This window comes from Acetobacter estunensis, from assembly GCF_011516945.1.
Classification (GTDB): Bacteria; Pseudomonadota; Alphaproteobacteria; order Acetobacterales; family Acetobacteraceae; genus Acetobacter; species Acetobacter estunensis.
Genome location: NZ_WOTH01000011.1, coordinates 1 through 15570 on the forward strand (window position 1 = coordinate 1; position 15570 = coordinate 15570).

Here is a 15570-nt window from a genome sequence, read left to right on the forward strand (position 1 = left end):
AGACCGTTTTGGCATCCGGCACCCGATCTGAAAGTCCCAGCCCAAGGAAACGCATAAAGGAGAGGCGATCGTTGATCAGATATTCCGTCCGCTCATCAGACAAATTGTTGAGCGTCTGGATCACCAGGATCTTGAACATCAGCACAGGATCAAATGGCGGTCGTCCGCCCTTGCTTCCATCGGAATACGCCAGGGCCTTGTCCAGATCAGGACGGAACGCTTCAAAATCCACAGTCCGGGAAAACGCTTCGAGCTGATCGCCAAGCCCACTCAGCCGGGCAAGACGCTCTTCAACATCAAAGAAACCAGACTGCTTCATATCGCCATTCCCTCAATCAACGCAGAAGAAATAGAATCATACAGAAGACCTCAAAACCAGGGGGTTTTTAGAACCCTCCAGGTGCCGATGACCCATACAAGACCACTCTACAGTGGACCGATCTACAATACTTTCGCAAAAGACAAGATTGATCCACATGAAGAGGTGCGTGAGTTGATGTCTGCTTTCGAGAATCATCCTGGCAGTATGGAGGTTTATGGCGGATATTTGAGAAATGGCAGGAGAGTTAGTGCTTTTGAGACGCGCATGCGCAATGCGATCGGATTGTTTGCAATCGCAGGAAATTCGAAGCTTCCTTGGAATACTTTTCGCATGGGGTGTGCGATGCTCGTTCGTGCATTTACTAAAATGAGATATCGCCCCGAACAACTTCGTCCCCTTTCGGGTACGAAAATGGCTGCATTTGGAATGGGTGTTTCATCACGTGATGTGGAAATAAGTCTGCCGATTGGGAATAATGTCACACAGATTTCGCCTGTGATCGGCCAATCTTTCTCTGAAGGTGCAAGCGTCTAAAGGCCATTGTCTCACAGTACGTGGCTAATAAGGTGGACAGGAAGTCTGTATTCGTTATCTGTCAGGAAATTGTGCGGCTGCGAATTTTCGAACATGAGCAGGGGAAAGTTCATTGATAGTGTTCACGCCCAGCATCGCCATATCACGCATGATTTCCGCCTGTATCAGTCGTAGTGCATGACGCACGCCGAACCCGCCAGCTGCGACTGAGGCGTAGAGAAACGGCCGACCGATAAAGACAAAGTCTGCGCCAAGTGCCAGAGCTTTGAGCACGTCGGTGCCTCGCCTTATACCACCATCAATCAACACAGCCATTTCGCCCGCTTCGCGCGTGACCTCCTGCAATACGAGCAGGGGAGCAATTGCGGAGTCGAGTTGGCGTCCGCCATGGTTGGAGATCCAGACGCCGTCAGCACCTGCGTTGCGGGCGTGCGCGGTATCTTCGGAAGAAAGAATCCCCTTTATAACAAAACGGCCTTTCCAGTTGTCGCGTATGAATTTGACATGTTCCCAACTAAGACGCTCACGGGTTCCAATGTTACGCTCAGCGGTGCGCGAAAGAATTGCCGGACCGCGAAATGCGTCCATGTTTTCGAAATGCGGCATACCGCTTGCTAACGTGCGAAGAAAAGTTCCACAGGACCAGCGCGGATGGCACACGCCATCCCACAAAAGACGCGGACTGGGTCGGAGAGGTATAGAGAAACCGGTGCGAACATTGTTCTCGCGGTTGGCTGGAACCTGTACATCCACGGTAAGGACAATCGTTTCGAACCCAGCGTTGCCGACCCGGCGAAGCATCGCTGCGATGCGTTCCCGGTCGCCAGGCAGATAGGCTTGAAACCACCGTGTTGCGCCCTCGGCGCCCATTGTTTCAAGCGGAGTGAGAGACGTGGCGCTGGCCACCATTAGCGCACCTTCCTCAGCCGCAGCCCGTGCCAAGGCAATATCGCCCCGAAACGACGACAGGGCTGAGAGGCCCATAGGTGCGATTCCAACCGGTTGTGTAAAGGATTTACCGAAGAGAGAAGTCACCGTCGAACGAGCATGTGTATCAATAAGCACGCGTGGCATTAGGGCAAGTTCAGCGTAACTCTCGCGATTTGCTCGCAGGGAACGGCCGGTTTCTGCTGCGCCGGAATAGTAGCCATAGATTTGTCGGGGCAATCGACGGCGTGCGACAGTTTCGAAATCGTCGAGACACAGGAAACGATTGAGATAGCGGGGCATGGATGACGTTGTTTGCAAAGGAGGAGACGTCATGATGTGCCTGACGATGAAGTTGCATTTACTCTTCTAGAATTATCAGATTTTGTATTGAACTTCTCGAGGATTTTCTGAAGGCGATGGTTTTGTGAGATCACGAGTTTGGCATGAAATGGTAAGCTCTATGCAGTATGTCTGAACAGGACATAGCCCGCTGAGATGGCCTTGATGATTTTATTATCAATGATGTCTCAAGAAGGAGCTTATTTGTCGTGCGGTGACGTTAGGCTCGCTTGTGCAAGAAATGGTCAAGTTCAGTTCTTTTTGAGCGCTTGCGAATGCAAAGGAATAGCGGTTGGGGTGCTGTTCTAAGGGAAGGGTGTTGAGCGGCTGTATCTTTATCTGGGAGAGGAACTGGTTCGTTTGCGGCGTTGCCTTGGGTTCTCCATCATTACTGGGGAGTTCTGTGCGGATTATGTACTCTCGCTCAAGTTGGTTCGCAATGTCCGGTCTCGTGTGAGGGATGTCTTGGAACAGGAAGGCTGTGTCAGTGACGCTGGTGGAGTTCTGAACGGCACCATTAAAGACATCCTACGTCTTGCTGGCAGTTTTGGGACGCTGAGGTGGCCTGAGTAAGTTTTGCCGCCTGAAAGCTTCAATCAATCCGCGCGTATCCGTATATGCCTTCTTGATCATTGAAGGATGACCGACCGGCTACTATTGCTGAGATAGCCACGTACCACCTTATCTGGCATATAACTCATTGAATTGTAAGGATTTTTCTATATCTGGCGGAGAGAGTGGGATTCGAACCCACGGTACGCTATTAACGTACACACGCTTTCCAAGCGTGCGCCTTAAGCCGCTCGGCCATCTCTCCAGGCGCTGGAGGCCTTCATACCAGCATCGCGCAGGTGTTCAAGAGGAAAAACGCACCGATCATACGGCTCGGGCAGCAGCGATGAAGTGGGCGATGGCGTCCGGGTCTTTGACGCCGGGCGTGCTTTCCACGCCGGATGCCACGTCCACAGCGTTTGCCGCACTTTCACGGATGGCTTGCGCTACGGTCTCTGGTCGCAGTCCACCTGCCAGCATCCATGACGCTGGAGCCTGCCAAGCACGGGTAAGATGCCACGGAAAGGCCAGTCCGTTGCCGCCGGGACGCGTGGCGCCTTCAGGGGGGCGTGATTCGATTACAAAGCGGTCTGCCAGAGCGGTTGTCGGAAGGTCATTCTGCGTCGAGACAGCGACGGACAGCCATACCGGAAGACCGAATTTCTGGCGGATCACCTGCGCACGCTCAGGCGTGGTGTAGAGCTGGAGGATGTCGAGTGACACATTGTCCAGCGTTTCGGCAATCTGCTCATCGGTCGGATTTACGAACAGGCCAACACGACCCGGCTGGACAGGGGCGGCTTCGATCCGTCGGATCAGTTGGGCCGCCTGCGTCGTTGTGACGTAGCGGGGAGAGCGGGCGAAGAAGTTGAAGCCCACCCAGTCAGCCCCATATTCCAGACAGGCATCAAGACCGGCTGGTTCCGTCAGCCCACATATCTTGATGCCTATGCGCATCAGGGAGCGATGAGTTCGGCCGCAATCGCAGCGGCGGCGGCGGCAGGATCGGCGGCTTTTGTGATGGGGCGTCCGACCACGATCCAGTCTGCCCCAGCCTGTCGGGCTTCGGTCGGGGTCATAATGCGTTTCTGATCGCCTGCGTCCGCACCGCGGGGACGAATACCGGGAGTGACGAACACCGGCCTCTCGCCAAACTCTTTCCTCAGCGCGGTCAGTTCATGCGCGGAACAGACCAGCCCATCCGCGCCATTACGCAGCGCCAGTTCGGCCAGACGCAGTACCTGCGCGCGCGCGCCACCCGGCACGCCGGTTTCCGCAAGGGCTGCGTCATCAAGGCTGGTAAGGACGGTCACGGCCAGCAGCAGCGGACGCTTGCCTTCGGGAAAGCTGTCGTCGCACGCCTGTCGCGCTGCCGCGACCATAGCGCTTCCGCCGCTGGCATGGATGGTCAGCATGGCAGGTGAAAGACGATTCAGGCTCCCCACAGCCGCCCCGACGGTGTTGGGGATGTCGTGCAGTTTGAGGTCGAGAAACAGGTCGCGCCCTTGTGCCACCTTCGTGACAGTTTCAAACCCTGCGGCATAGGCGAATTCGAGGCCAAGCTTGATGGCATCGACATGAGAGGAGACGGCGTTCGCCCAGCGGGTCGCTTCAGCCGGGTCACGGGTGTCGAGGGCGGCAATCAGGCGCGTGCGACGTGTGGTCATGCGATGGGCTGTGGCGGAATGGTGGAGACTGGAGAGATGGGCGCGGTTGGGTGAGGAGTGACGGACGGATCCACATTCACAAGACCTCGCAGACGGTTCAATTCCGTAACCTGTGCGGCAACGGTGCCTTCCAGTTCCTTCACGCGGGCTTCCGCCTTGCGAGCACGGCGTCCCTGCCCAAAGGCGCTGAACCACATGCACAGGGCACCCATGGCCAGCGATATGACGGAAATCAGCAGCGCCATGACGCCGATCGAGCTGGACCAACTGTAGGTCAACAGCCACATCTGGGTGGATTCCTGATTGCTGGCGGCAAACAGGATCACCACGAGAAGGAGGGGGACAAGGAGGATGAGCCGGATCATATTTAGGTTCGTAGCCTGCCCGGATAGGGAAGGGCAAGAAAGGTATATGAACCCTTTACGCTCCACCTCTGTCAGGTGATGGCGGTCTGCCGTTTCGATCGGATCCGATGGGGCGGAAAACGGGCGTTAATGGAAGGCGGAGAGCAATTGCTGAGCCGCTACGGACCACGGCGTAGGCTGAAACGTCGTGGCAATGCGGGATCGCAGACGCGCCAGTTCCGCGGGAGCGTGAATCACGCGCTCGACGCATGCTTGCACGTCATGAAGATTGTCGGGGTCGAACAGCGGAGTCAGCCTTCCCCCAGCTTCTGGCAGGGCACCACGATTGGCGATGAGACAGGGTGTTCCGTGGGCAAGGCTTTCGGTGACAGGCAATCCCCAACCTTCGTGCAGTGAGGGAACGAGGGTGAAAAGGGCATGGCGGTAGAGCGCTTCCAGCAAGGCGTCGGAGGGAGCATGCACTAGGGCGATATGCCCATTGAGGAAGTTACAGTTCCGGATTTGCTGCATCAGGTCCGAGGCCAGCCAACCGGGCGATCCGGCCATGACAAGACGCGGTATGGTGGCGCGTGGATGGTCCGCGAGAAGCTTTCTCCACAGGCGGAAGAGCAACGCGTGGTTCTTGCGGACCTCGATGGTTCCCACCACCAGCACGAACGGCGCCCGTAAGGAGAGCGGAAGGTCTGTGTGCCCCGTGATGGAACGGGGCGTTGAAAAGCCCGTGCCCATACGGATGACGGAGGCCGCCTTGCCGGGAAAAAGGCGTGCGATATCGTCGCGTGTGCTGTGTGAGACAGCGAACAGTCGGTCGATGGCCGGCAGGGTGGATTCGCACCATCTACGAAACACACGCGGCAGACCGGGACGACACCATTCCGGTGCGATCAGGGGCACAAGATCGTGCACGAGCAGCCCGGTGCGCATGCCCTGATCGCGCGCACGCTCAAGGAGGGTTCCGTAGGCGGTGTGTGACCATGGCGCGCCAAGGGCAAGCAGGATGTCGCCTGCGCGTGGAGGGGCGATGTTCGCTTCTTGAGCGGTATGGCGTTCCGTCCATGTCTGGCGGAGAGTCGTGCCGGTCGCTCTCAGAAGGGCGGAGACGTCTCGGAACGCCGCGCTCTGATGGGACACCAGTTGTCCGAGCGGCACGCGCAGGCTGGCAGGCAGATGCCGGGCAAGACGCCGGGCTGAAGAGGCCTCCTGCTCGCTTTCGTTGCCAGTCTCAATATGTGTGGTGACGGAGAGGGCGTGGCTGCACAGACGATCGTGCAGTGCCCGTACACTTTCAGGTTTGACGGGAGTGAAACCCCGTCCATCGGTGGTGTGCCGGAGAAACCCCACGCATGTTCCCTGCATTTCCGGCAGGGCCTGCATGGCGGACTGAATTTCGAAGGCCACACGCTGGATTCCACTGGGGCGCGAGCCAGTACGGGCATATTCGAACAGGTCTTCCACATCGAACCACACACGTGGCTGCGGAGAGGAGGAAAGTGGCAAGAATGGCATCGGCGGCCTGCTGTGGTCCGGAAAGAACCGAATACCCGAGCCGGTCCGACGATGCCAATTTGGGGAACTCAGTTGGTGGAAAGACCGCGTGCGATGATGGCCTGGGCCTCTGGCGCGGATAGGCTGGTGGAGGACGTGGACACCGCGCCAATCAGGGCGGCAAGCGCTGGAAGAAGGGTGGCCACGGCCTGAACCATGACGTTGACGTTGGCAGGAAGGAGGCTCTGGAGACTCTCCAGCACCGTGAGGGCTGCTCCCGCTGCGCTTTCGGCGGTTGTGACCCAGTCCTTCGCCACGGTGACGCTCACGGAAGAAGCGGCATTGGCGGCGATCTGGGCTGTGACCTGGCTGACGGTGGTGATGGCGGACGTGAGCTTGGCCGAATCGGTTGCGCCCAGCACGCTGGTCACGGTGCTGGAGGAGGCGATCTGGGTCAGGCCGGATTCCACGCTGCTGATGAGGGAGAGGATCTTTGTCACATCCACGGCATAGGTGGTTGTGCCGTTGCTTGTCGTGGTGGTGCAGGCGCCCAGGGCCGTGGCAGCGCCAAGAGCGCCTCCGGTTGCGAGAAGAGAGCGCAGGAAAGTCCGGCGTGAGGAGAATGTCATGAAAATTTCCGATTGCAATGAAGTGTGAGGAATGCGGGCGCGTGCTGCGCAGGCGCGAAGGGGACTGTAGGTGTCCTCACGCGGGGCGTGCCGGAAGGAGCTTTCGTGAAGAGATGTTGAGCGATAAGATGAGAACGATGTGCACGCGCAAAGTCGCGTTTGAACGGGTTATCGGAGATGCTGCGTGAACGTCCGTTTGTTGCTGCCCTGTCTGGTTCTGTCCGTCATGGGAGCGTCAGCGGCCATGGCGCAGGCCGCCCCGGAAAATGTGCCGGCGGCCCAGCTCAACAAGGAACTTGACGTTCTTCAGGTGAAGCCGGATGAGGCCAGTGATGCGTGCATCAGCGCGATGAGGGAACTGCACGACACGCAAAAGAAGATGCCGGACGAGGAGGATGCGTCCTCGCGCGATGCCTCCGATCTGGCGGTGGCGCATGATGTGCTGGAATCGAATTACGAGACAGCGATCGAGATGTGCGGACCGGATGCCCGGCGTCTCTGCACGACGCCCCAGCCTTCGGAGAAGCTGGTGCATGCGTGCGGCATTCTGAATGCCGAGGATGATTGAAACGTCGCGTCGTATGAAAAGTAGCGAAATGTTCTGAAAAACCCGTGGGTGGGTTTCAGGATTCCAGATCCGAAATACTCATATCCGCCCGCCTCCACCAGCACTGTTCCGGTGGGCGGGGAGAGGGAAGCATCGGCAGCGGGTCGCCGGAGAACTCCACCGTATTGGTGGGCGTTTCTTCCAGCGTGATGGTTGTGCACCGCAAAAGCGCGCCATCGGCCTGAAGCAGCGTATCGAGCTTGGCTTTCATCAGGCAGATCATCATCTCGGTGGTTGGATCGCCGGGTGTGACGATGATGCGTTTCGCCCGTTCGGGCTCATGGGCGCGAAACCACGCCAGAAGGGGGTCGTCCTCTGCCAGTTGCAGAGCGTGGTCGAGCCGTTCGTCCACGAAACGGTGCCACATGCTTTTGGCGCGCTGGAACGAGACGGGCATGTTCGCCACGCCATCGAGCGGCGCCATGTTCGCAGGTGTCAGGCGAACCGTGACGAATTCGTTGTGGCCATGCGGCAGGGCGCAGCTTTCGCTCGCGCCGTGAATGAGGCGGTGCCCCATGGAAAAGCGACGGGTGAAGATCAGGTCAGGCATGAGATAGCCCCGTGAGAGTCGCTTGGTATTGTTCCCATCCATGACGCCGCAATTCGCAGGCCGGACAGGTGCCGCAGCCATGGCCCCATGGATGCAGGGTACCGCGCGTACCGAGATAGCAGCTGTGGCTTTCGTGATTGATGAGTGTAACGAGCGGTTTACCGCCCAGTGACTCCGCCAGCGCCCATGTCTGCGCCTTGTCGATCCACATCAGGGGCGTGTGCAGCACGAAGCGCGAATCCATGCCGAGATTGAGGGCGACCTGAAGCGCCTTGATCGTATCGTCGCGGCAATCGGGATATCCAGAGTAGTCCGTTTCGCACACGCCCGTGACGATGTGGCGCAGGCCGCGTCGATAGGCCAGTGCGGCGGCAAAGCTGAGGAAGATCAGGTTGCGGCCGGGCACGAAGGTGGAGGGCAGCCCGCTCTCCGTCATGCTGATTTCCGTCTCGCGTGTCAGGGCCGTCTCCGAGACATGCCCAAGCGCTGCCAGATCCAGTGTGTGATCGGGACCGAGGCGGGTGGCCCAATCGGTGTCGAGTGCCGCCATACCCTTGCGAAGCGTGTCGCGGCAGGTGAGTTCCACGGCATGGCGCTGACCATAGTCGAAGCCCAGTGTCTCCACCCGCTCGAAGCGGTCCAGTGCCCAAGCAAGACAGGTGGCGGAATCCTGCCCACCCGAAAATACGACGAGCGCGCCATTGCCGGAAGATATGGTCGTCATGCTCAGGGAATCCCGATCAGCTTGTGGGTCTGGAGCGAGAGCCGCCAGCGTGGATGCTTCAGGCAGTATTGCACAACCGCTTCCGTGTTGGCGTCCCGATCCGGGCCGTCCATGGGTTGCAGCCAGAACTGCTCGAAATCGAGATGCGCCACGTTTTCCGGCATGAGGTCGGGCTGAGGAAAGACGAGTTTGAGTTCCTGTCCGTGCGTCTGCGTGAGCGGTGCGTCGGCCTTGGGGCTGATGCACAACCAGTCGATGCCCGGAGGCGCGGAAAGCGTACCGTTGCTTTCCACGGCAATGGTGAAGCCTTCCGCGTGAATGGCGTCGATCAACGCTGCATCCAACTGGAGCAAGGGTTCGCCACCGGTAAAGACCACGAAGCGCTCGGCACGCCCGGCTGCCCATGTGGCGGTAATGGCGCGGGCGAGGGATACGGCGTCAGGAAAGCGTCCACCGCCTTCACCGTCCGTACCGATAAAGTCGGTGTCACAGAAACGGCAGACGGCCAACGCCCGATCGCTTTCGCGTCCGGTCCACAGATTGCACCCGGCAAAGCGGCAGAACACGGCCACTCGACCGGCCTGTCCACCCTCGCCTTGCAAGGTGAGAAAGATTTCCTTCACGGAATAGTTCATGGCCGGTCATGTCGGACATGGCGGCAGGCTTGGCAAGGGGGTTTTGGCCGTTTTCAGCCTTTGTGCGGCCCGAAGAGAATGACGCACGTGCCTGCAAGCGCCAGCACGACGCCGATAAGATCCATACGGTCCGGGCGTACGCCGTCCACGGCCCACATCCAGATGACGGCCATGGTGATGTAGATTCCGCCATACGCGGCGTAGGCGCGGCCGGAGGCATCCGTGTCCACCAGTGTGAGAAGCCACGCAAAAAGGACGAGAGACGCGCAGCCCGGCACGAGCCATAGGGGAGTGCGTCCGAGGCGCAGCCACGCCCAGAAGGAAAAACAGCCGCCGATCTCGGCCAGAGCGGCAAGGGTGTAGAGAGCGATGGGCATTTGGTCATCCAGTGTGGAGAGGCAAAGGTTAATATTATTAATGTGTTATATGAATCGATGTCGCAATGGTAGTGGCAATGACGATTCATTGTCGATGCATTGATGAATAAATGACACGAGGCTCCTGAAATTAACGCTCTATTATCTGGGGTAAGGCAGGAGTGTCTGGTAATTCGGTTCTCAAGAAATCGATCAGAAGAGAGCCTGATCCGGAGAAGGAAAGACCAGATGTCTACCATGCGTGAACTTACGATTGCTGAACTCGACACTGTATCCGGTGGATGTGGTGGCTGGCAGCCGCAGCACAGTGGGGGTTGCCACCCGGCTCCGTCCTGTGGTCCGCAGGTTTCCCTCTCCGGTATGATCGGTGCTTATGCCGGTTACCTCGCTGGAATGTATAATGTTGGTGCTGATTACTTTAATCACGCCAGTTGCTCGACCATTTCCAGCGCGTGGCAGAATGTGGGCGCTGACATGAAGCTCGGTTATTCCACCACCGCCAGCATGTCGGTGAAGGATGCGATGGGCTTTCTGCAGAGCACCATTTCGTCCATTCAGGGCGCGCAGAGCTGGGGCAATTGTGGCTGTCTTCTGGCTGAAAACACCATTTCCTTCCCGGCCTCGTCTGGCGGCGGTTTCGGCTGATCTACATAAGTTCGGTTTAAAATAAGGCCGGAGCATTGTTGCTCCGGCCTTATTTTGTGCTTTCCGCAGAGTGGGCTGTGCCTTACTTCTTCCCCGCAACCGCAGCATCGAAGGCGTCCATGATGCGGGTGGAATAAACCAGTGCCGCGCCCGCATTGAGCGCAATGGCCACGCTCAGCGCTTCCCCGATTTCTTCGCGCGTAGCACCGGCTTTTACGGCTTCTTCCGCATGGATGGTGATGCAGCCGTCGCAGCGTGTTGTGGCCGCCACGGCAAGGGCGATCAGTTCGCGTGTCTTGGCATCCAGATGACCGCTTTTCTCTCCCGCGCTGTTGAGAGAGACGATGGCCGACACCGTATCGGGTGAGACAGAGGCATAGTTGCCGATGGCTTTGCCCAGATGCGCGCGACGTTCGTTCCAGTCTGTCCAGTCGCTCATGAACATATCCTTGAATTACATGGGAAATGAGGAGGAGCATCTGGCCTGATGGCCACACTCCAATGCCGTTGTGGTAACGCGAAAGGAAATGGAGACGGTTTCACCACTGCGTGAAGCGCCGTCACGAGCCGGTGTGAAAGAGCCGCTTCTCTTGCTGGTGCGCCAGCGCCCGGCTATCGGCAGAATCATGAATGCCATGAACGATGCCACTCCTGATCGTGCCCAGCTCCGTGGAACCGCCACCGCGGGAACAAAAGGGCCTTATGCGCTGTATGAGGAGCGCGTGGCGGCGGGAACGCTGCGGCGCGACCCCGATCAGGAGCGCGTGGCGCGACGGTTGGACCGTCTGTGGTCGGAGTTGTCTGTCTGGCATCCGGAGAAGGCGGGGCCACCCGTGCCGAAGCGCAAGGGGCTCTGGGGCTTCGTCAGCGAAAAGCTCCCTGAGTTGTTCGAGAAAGGGGGGGCAAAGGATCAGGAGCCGCCCCGGGGCGTGTACATCGTGGGCCGCGTGGGGCGTGGCAAGACGATGCTCATGGACCTGTTCTTTTCCTGCGCGCCGATGGCGAAGAAGCAGCGCATCCATTTCCTGACCTTCATGCAGGAAGTGCATCAGCGGATTCGCGCTCTCAAACAGGCGAATCCGGGCATCAGCGACCCGATTCCACCTCTGGCCCAGACCATCGCGCAGGATGCCAATCTGCTGTGTTTTGACGAATTCCAGATCAACGACATCGCGGACGCCATGATTCTCGGCCGTCTGTTCGAGGCCCTGTTCGCGGCCAAGGTGGTGATTGTGGCCACGTCCAACACCGTTCCCGGCGATCTGTTCCAGAACCGCCCGGGCGCGGACGCTTTCAAGCCGTTCATCGCGATCATCCAGCGGCATCTGGACACGGAAGAACTCGATTCGGAGACCGATTACCGACGCGGACGCGAGCAGGATGACGCGACATGGATCGTGCCGGCGGACGAGACAGCGCGCAGGCGGCTCGACAACATCGTGGCGCGTTATGGGCAGGGACACACGCCTCAGGCCGTCACTCTGGAGTTCAGTGGGCGGAGTCTGCCCATTCCTCACGCAGAGGGACCGGTTGCACGGTTCGATTTCACGTCACTGTGTAGTCGCCCCCTTGGCCCCAACGATTTTCTGGCCATTGCGCATCGTTTTCCCGTGATCGTGATCGACGACATTCCCGAACTTGGACCGGACGACGCCAACGTGGCGCGGCGATTCATCACCTTCATTGATGCGCTCTACGACAACGGAAATCTGCTGTTTGTCTCGGCGGATGCGCGCCCCGACGATCTTTTTCCAGCAGGAGAGGGCGCGGACGCATTCGCGCGCACGGCCTCGCGTCTGATGGAGATGAGCAGCGAGAGCTGGCTGGCCCGTGCGCACGCGCCGGGAGGGTGCCTCTCCAGACCGTGACAGCCCGTGGTCTTGTTCCCCCTCCCGGCGCGGTCTAGCTGATCTTTCAGGCGACCCGGCATCGACGGGTTGGAACCGGGTCCTTCGATCCGGCGGAAACGAAGGCGTGCGGGTCATGACGACAGTCACGACAAAAGACGACGGATCAGTGCACGACGCCTCTGCAGGCGTTACCGGTTCTTCAACATCTGAATCAACAGTCATGCGGGAACGGCTGACGGGCCGGTATCCGGCGGTGGCATGCCACGCCACTCCCGCAGGCCACGGACGAGACAAGGGAGTGTTCTGAAGATGGCGGGCAGCGATCTCCTAACGGCTGCGCTCAACGGCAGCAACATCGCCTATGTGGCGGATCTTTACGCACGATGGGCACAGGATCCCAAAAGCGTCGATCCTTCCTTCGCGGATCTGTTCGCGTCGATGGACGATGAAAGCGCTTCAATCCTCAAGGATGCGGCAGGGGCCTCCTGGGCGCCGCACCAGTCCATCATCACCGGAGATGAGCCGCCAGAGGCTTCCGCTGGTGCCGAGAGGGCCGGGAAAGCCGCTGGTCTTTCGGCGTCCGACAGTCTGGCTGTGGCGCAACTCGTGCGGGCGTTCCGTGAGTTCGGCCATCTGGAAGCGCGGACCGATCCTCTCGGGTTGAAGGTTCCGGCTCTCGCCGTTGAGCTTGATCCGGCGACCTATGGCTTTGGCTCCAAGGATCTGGACCGACCCGTCTATGTCGGCAGCCTGCTCTCCCCGCTGCTCAAAGGGCGCGATACGGCCACGGTCAAGGAGATCGTGGCGGCCCTGCGCGGCGTGTATTGCGGTCCGATCGGCGCGGAATACATGTATGCCCGCAGCGAGGAGCAGCGCGAGTGGTTCCGGGCGCGGCTTGAAGGCGACAACTGGCAGGCCAGTGTCACGGTCGAGGAACAGAAGGCAATCCTCGCCAATCTGACGGAAGCGGAAGGTTTCGAGTCCTTCTGCCAGAAGCGGTATGTCGGCGCGAAGCGCTTCGGTCTGGAGGGGGGCGAGGTCTCGATCCCGGCTCTTCACGCTGTCATCGATCAGGTGGCGCAGCAGGGTGTGAAATCCGTCGCCATCGGCATGGCGCATCGTGGCCGTCTGAACACGCTGGTCAACGTGGTGCGCAAGCCCTACGTGGCAATCTTCAACGAATTCGCGGGTGGTTCTTTCAAGCCCGACAACGTGGCGGGGTCGGGCGATGTGAAATATCATCTCGGCTCCTCCACGGATGTGGAGATCGGTGGTCATCCGGTCCATATTTCGCTCCAGCCCAATCCTTCGCATCTGGAAGCGGTCGATCCCGTGGTGTGCGGCAAGGTACGCGCGGCGCAGGACGATGACGGCGACACCGAGACGCGCCTGTCGCATATGGCGATCCAGATCCACGGAGATGCGGCTTTCGCCGGTCAGGGCGTGGTGTATGAGACGCTGTCGATGTCGCAGCTTGAAGGCTATCGCACTGGCGGATCCGTCCACATCATCGTCAACAATCAGATCGGCTTCACCACCAATCCGGTGAACGGCCATTCCGGCATCTACGGTTCCGACATGGCCAAGGCCATCGAGGCCCCGGTGCTGCACGTCAATGGCGATGACGCTGAAGCGGTGGTCTATGTTTCGCGTCTGGCAGCGGATTATCGCCAGAAATTTGCCAGTGACATCGTGCTCGATATCGTCTGTTACCGTCGCAATGGCCATAACGAGACGGATGAGCCGGCCTTCACGCAGCCTGTGATGTACAAGGCCATTGGCGCGCATGCGACGCCGCATACGATTTATGCCGAACATCTGGTGAAATCGGGCGTGTTGTCCGAGGACGAGGTAAAGGCGCAGTGGAATGCCTTCCACGCCAAGCTGGATGAGGACTTCAAGGCGGCTCAGTCCTACAAGGTGAACAAGGCCGACTGGCTGGAGGGAGGCTGGACCGGACTGACGGCGCCGCCCAAGGCGGGAGAAGTGGCCAAGGTCGAGACCGGCATCTCCAAGGATGCGCTGCTGAAAATTGGCGCGGCGATCACGAAAGTGCCGGAAGGCTTCGATCTCAATAGCAAGATCGCGCGTCAGCTCAAGGCGAAGACAAAAGCCATCGAGACGGGTGAGGGCATCGACTGGGCTACGGGTGAGGCGCTGGGCTTGGGCTCGCTCCTGCTTGAGAAGCATCGTGTGCGTCTGTCGGGTGAAGACGTGCAGCGCGGTACGTTCAGTCAACGTCATGCTGTGGTGTTCGATCAGACGACGCAGGCACCTTACACGCTTCTCAACCATATCGATGACGCTCAGGCGAAAATCGATATCTGCAACTCGCATCTTTCCGAGTTCGGCGTGCTGGGCTTCGAGTATGGCTACACCATGCACAACCCCAACACGCTGGTGTTGTGGGAAGCGCAGTTCGGTGACTTCGCCAATGGGGCGCAGGTCATCATCGACCAGTTCATCGCTTCGGGTGAGACGAAGTGGCTGCGGATGTCCGGTCTCGTGATGCTGCTGCCGCATGGGTATGAAGGGCAGGGACCGGAGCATTCCTCTGCCCGTCTGGAACGCTATCTCCAGCTTTGCGCCGAAGACAACATGTTCGTGTGCAACATCACGACGCCTGCGAACTATTTCCATGCGCTGCGTCGCCAACTCAAGCTGCCTTACCGCAAGCCGCTGATCCTGATGGAGCCGAAGTCGCTGCTGCGTCACAAGCTGGCGGTGTCCGAACTGTCCGCATTCGAGACGGGCACGAGTTTCCTCCCGGTGATCGGAGAGATCGATGCCCTGACCGACAATGCGGTCGAGCGTGTCGTGATCTGCTCGGGCAAGGTCTATTACGACCTGCTTCAGGAGCGCCGCGACCAGAAGCTGGACAAGGTGGCGATTATCCGTCTGGAGCAGTTCTATCCGTTCCCCGAGGCCGAACTGGCCGCGGAACTGAAGCGCTATCCGAACGCGAAAGATATCGTGTGGTGTCAGGAAGAAACCCGCAACGGCGGCGGCTGGCACTTTGTGGATCGTCTGATCGAGGGCGCACTGGACAAGGCAGGACACAAGGTCGGGCGTCCGATCTATGTCGGTCGTGCGGCGGCGGCCAGTCCGGCTACGGGTCTGGCCAAGACGCATGCGGCGGAGCAGGCGGCTCTCGTGAAAGACGCGGTGGGGCTGTGATGGAGAGGGGGAGCCGGGCTGCCATGATAGAGCCCCGGTTCCCAAGGTATGACCGCTCGCGTAGCTGTCTCGCAGACGTGATGACAGGTGCCGGGCGCGTGAATTCCGATGACTGCCGGATGGCGGCATAACGCGAGGACGCCGGGTTGCGGGTTGAAAAGAGCTGCAACACGTGGATTCGA

The 15570-nt window shown here is 59.3% G+C and carries 17 protein-coding genes and 1 tRNA gene; 5 read left to right on the plus strand and 13 right to left on the minus strand.

What is annotated here, in order from left to right; genetic code table 11:
- A partial coding sequence (locus GOB87_RS07120) for a transposase (protein ID WP_166314312.1) occupies positions 1-319 on the minus strand: 319 nt, incomplete at its 3' end.
- A gap of 87 nt (positions 320-406) precedes the next feature.
- Between GOB87_RS07120 and GOB87_RS07125 the strand changes: the two genes are divergently transcribed.
- Positions 407-856: a hypothetical protein gene (locus tag GOB87_RS07125; protein ID WP_166314315.1), complete on the plus strand. Its 450-nt coding sequence runs from the start codon at positions 407-409 to the stop codon at positions 854-856.
- A 54-nt stretch (positions 857-910) separates the two neighbouring features.
- On the opposite strand, the gene GOB87_RS07130 is transcribed toward GOB87_RS07125, so the two are convergent.
- The 7 genes from GOB87_RS07130 to GOB87_RS07160 form a co-directional block, all read right to left on the minus strand.
- Positions 911-2086: an alpha-hydroxy acid oxidase gene (locus GOB87_RS07130; RefSeq protein ID WP_166314318.1), complete on the minus strand. Its 1176-nt coding sequence runs from the start codon at positions 2084-2086 to the stop codon at positions 911-913.
- Between the two features lie 765 nt (positions 2087-2851).
- Positions 2852-2942: transfer RNA gene (locus tag GOB87_RS07135), tRNA-Ser, on the minus strand.
- 59 nt (positions 2943-3001) lie between these two features.
- The gene (locus tag GOB87_RS07140; protein ID WP_166314321.1) at positions 3002-3634 is read right to left on the minus strand and encodes a phosphoribosylanthranilate isomerase; all 633 of its coding nucleotides are present in this window, start codon (positions 3632-3634) and stop codon (positions 3002-3004) included.
- Positions 3634-4344 (minus strand): orotidine-5'-phosphate decarboxylase, encoded by a 711-nt coding sequence (pyrF, locus tag GOB87_RS07145; protein ID WP_166314324.1) that lies wholly within the window; start codon positions 4342-4344, stop codon positions 3634-3636. Before pyrF ends, GOB87_RS07140 begins: the two co-directional genes overlap by 1 nt.
- Positions 4341-4709 (minus strand): LapA family protein, encoded by a 369-nt coding sequence (locus tag GOB87_RS07150; RefSeq protein ID WP_166314327.1) that lies wholly within the window; start codon positions 4707-4709, stop codon positions 4341-4343. Before GOB87_RS07150 ends, pyrF begins: the two co-directional genes overlap by 4 nt.
- Positions 4710-4835: 126 nt before the next feature.
- Complete coding sequence (locus GOB87_RS07155; protein WP_166314329.1) at positions 4836-6215, minus strand: glycosyltransferase family 4 protein; 1380 nt, start codon at positions 6213-6215, stop codon at positions 4836-4838.
- A 68-nt stretch (positions 6216-6283) separates the two neighbouring features.
- Positions 6284-6823 carry a hypothetical protein gene (locus GOB87_RS07160; protein ID WP_166314332.1) on the minus strand — a complete coding sequence of 180 codons (540 nt, stop codon included), beginning with the start codon at positions 6821-6823 and terminating at the stop codon, positions 6284-6286.
- Between the two features lie 184 nt (positions 6824-7007).
- Here GOB87_RS07160 and GOB87_RS07165 point away from each other — a divergent pair, with 184 nt between their 5' ends.
- The gene (locus GOB87_RS07165; RefSeq protein ID WP_166314335.1) at positions 7008-7391 is read left to right on the plus strand and encodes a hypothetical protein; all 384 of its coding nucleotides are present in this window, start codon (positions 7008-7010) and stop codon (positions 7389-7391) included.
- Positions 7392-7446: 55 nt separating this feature from the next.
- Here the strand turns inward: GOB87_RS07165 and GOB87_RS07170 are convergent, their stop codons facing one another.
- Genes GOB87_RS07170 through GOB87_RS07185 form a run of 4 tightly spaced genes read right to left on the minus strand, consistent with a single transcriptional unit; the run spans position 7447 to position 9716 of the window.
- A complete protein-coding gene (locus tag GOB87_RS07170) occupies positions 7447-7980 on the minus strand; it encodes a 6-pyruvoyl trahydropterin synthase family protein (protein WP_166314338.1) in 534 nt (177 codons plus the stop codon).
- The gene (queC, locus tag GOB87_RS07175; protein WP_166314341.1) at positions 7973-8704 is read right to left on the minus strand and encodes a 7-cyano-7-deazaguanine synthase QueC; all 732 of its coding nucleotides are present in this window, start codon (positions 8702-8704) and stop codon (positions 7973-7975) included. Before queC ends, GOB87_RS07170 begins: the two co-directional genes overlap by 8 nt.
- Before the next feature lie 2 nt (positions 8705-8706).
- Positions 8707-9339 carry a 7-carboxy-7-deazaguanine synthase gene (gene queE / locus GOB87_RS07180; RefSeq protein ID WP_166314344.1) on the minus strand — a complete coding sequence of 211 codons (633 nt, stop codon included), beginning with the start codon at positions 9337-9339 and terminating at the stop codon, positions 8707-8709.
- 53 nt (positions 9340-9392) lie between these two features.
- The gene (locus tag GOB87_RS07185) at positions 9393-9716 is read right to left on the minus strand and encodes a YnfA family protein (RefSeq protein WP_166314347.1); all 324 of its coding nucleotides are present in this window, start codon (positions 9714-9716) and stop codon (positions 9393-9395) included.
- Positions 9717-9944: 228 nt separating this feature from the next.
- Here GOB87_RS07185 and GOB87_RS07190 point away from each other — a divergent pair, with 228 nt between their 5' ends.
- Positions 9945-10361 carry a hypothetical protein gene (locus GOB87_RS07190; RefSeq protein ID WP_166314350.1) on the plus strand — a complete coding sequence of 139 codons (417 nt, stop codon included), beginning with the start codon at positions 9945-9947 and terminating at the stop codon, positions 10359-10361.
- Positions 10362-10443: 82 nt separating this feature from the next.
- On the opposite strand, the gene GOB87_RS07195 is transcribed toward GOB87_RS07190, so the two are convergent.
- A complete protein-coding gene (locus GOB87_RS07195) occupies positions 10444-10800 on the minus strand; it encodes a carboxymuconolactone decarboxylase family protein (RefSeq protein ID WP_166314353.1) in 357 nt (118 codons plus the stop codon).
- Between the two features lie 196 nt (positions 10801-10996).
- Between GOB87_RS07195 and zapE the strand changes: the two genes are divergently transcribed.
- Positions 10997-12229 (plus strand): cell division protein ZapE, encoded by a 1233-nt coding sequence (gene zapE, locus GOB87_RS07200; RefSeq protein WP_166314564.1) that lies wholly within the window; start codon positions 10997-10999, stop codon positions 12227-12229.
- Between the two features lie 291 nt (positions 12230-12520).
- A complete protein-coding gene (locus GOB87_RS07205; RefSeq protein ID WP_166314356.1) occupies positions 12521-15388 on the plus strand; it encodes a 2-oxoglutarate dehydrogenase E1 component in 2868 nt (955 codons plus the stop codon).
- Positions 15389-15570: the final 182 nt, after the last annotated feature.